The organism is Streptomyces sp. XM83C, from assembly GCF_023072675.1.
GTDB classification, from domain to species: domain Bacteria; phylum Actinomycetota; class Actinomycetes; order Streptomycetales; family Streptomycetaceae; genus Streptomyces; species Streptomyces thermocoprophilus.
Genome location: NZ_JALLGL010000585.1, coordinates 1 through 1,323 on the forward strand (window position 1 = coordinate 1; position 1,323 = coordinate 1,323).

Here is a 1,323-nt window from a genome sequence, read left to right on the forward strand (position 1 = left end):
GACCCCGCTCCCCCCGCACCCCTGCCTCCGGAGCGGTGATCCCCGTTTTCCGACACTCCGGCGCCCGGCCCAGTTCACCTTCCGTTCACCCTGGTTACCTACGTTCGATCCGCCAATGACTTCGAACGATTGCCTGGGTAAATGGAAAGCTTCTCGCTGATCCTCGCGATTGTGGTGGTGACCGCACTCGCGTTCGATTTCACGAACGGTTTCCACGACACCGCGAACGCGATGGCTACGACCATCTCCACCGGTGCACTCAAGCCCAAGGTCGCGGTGGCCATGTCCGCCGTGCTCAACCTTGTCGGCGCCTTCCTCTCGGTCGAGGTGGCCAACACCATCTCCAAGGGTCTCGTCGACGAGACCGGCATCCGTCCCGAGGTCATCTTCGCCGCCCTGGTCGGCGCGATCCTCTGGAATCTGTTGACCTGGCTGGTGGGTCTGCCCTCCAGCTCCTCGCACGCGCTGATGGGCGGTCTGATCGGCGCCACCATCGCCTCCGCCGGTGTCGGCGCGGTGCACGGCGACGTCCTGGTCACCAAGGTGCTGCTGCCCGCGGTCGCCGCCCCGGTGGTGGCGGGCGTCGCCGCGATGATCGCGACCCGGCTGTCGTACACCCTCGGCTCGAAGGCCGACGGCAAGGCCGCCGACAAGGGCTACCGCGTCGGCCAGATCGCCTCGGCCGGGCTGGTCTCCCTGGCGCACGGCACGAACGACGCCCAGAAGACGATGGGCATCATCACCCTGGCCCTGGTCGCGGGCGGGGCCGTCGCGCCCGACTCCGACCCTCCCACCTGGGTGATCCTCTCCGCCGGCATGGCCATCGCGCTCGGCACCTACCTCGGCGGCTGGCGCATCATCCGCACCCTGGGCACGGGCCTGACGGACCTTCAGCCGAAGCAGGGCTTCGCCGCGCAGACCAGCGCCGCGACCGTCATCCTGGCCTCCTCCCACCTGGGCTTCTCGCTGTCCACGACGCACGCCGTCTCCGGCTCCGTGATGGGCGCGGGCCTCGGCCGCAAGGGCGGTGTGGTCCGCTGGTCCACCGCCACCCGTATGTGTGTGGCGTGGGTGCTGACCCTGCCGGCCGCCGCCGTCGTCGGCGCGCTCGCCGAGTACGTCACCGGCCTCGGTGACTGGGGCACCGCAGCCGTGGCCGTCTTCCTCATCGCCTCCAGCGTCGCCATCTGGAAGGTGTCCCGCCGCGAGGTCGTCGACCACAGCAATGTCGTCGCCGAGACCGAGGAGTCGCCCGGCGTGGTGACCCAGGCGATCGCCGCCGTGACCCCTCCCCCGGCCGCCACCCCGGTACCGGCCCCGGCC

1 protein-coding gene is annotated in these 1,323 nt (G+C 70.2%); it reads left to right on the forward strand.

What is annotated here, in order from left to right; all coding sequences use genetic code 11:
- Positions 1-141: 141 nt before the first annotated feature.
- On the forward strand, positions 142-1,323 hold a 1,182-nt coding region (locus tag MTQ10_RS30515), incomplete at its 3' end, for an inorganic phosphate transporter (RefSeq protein ID WP_247473988.1).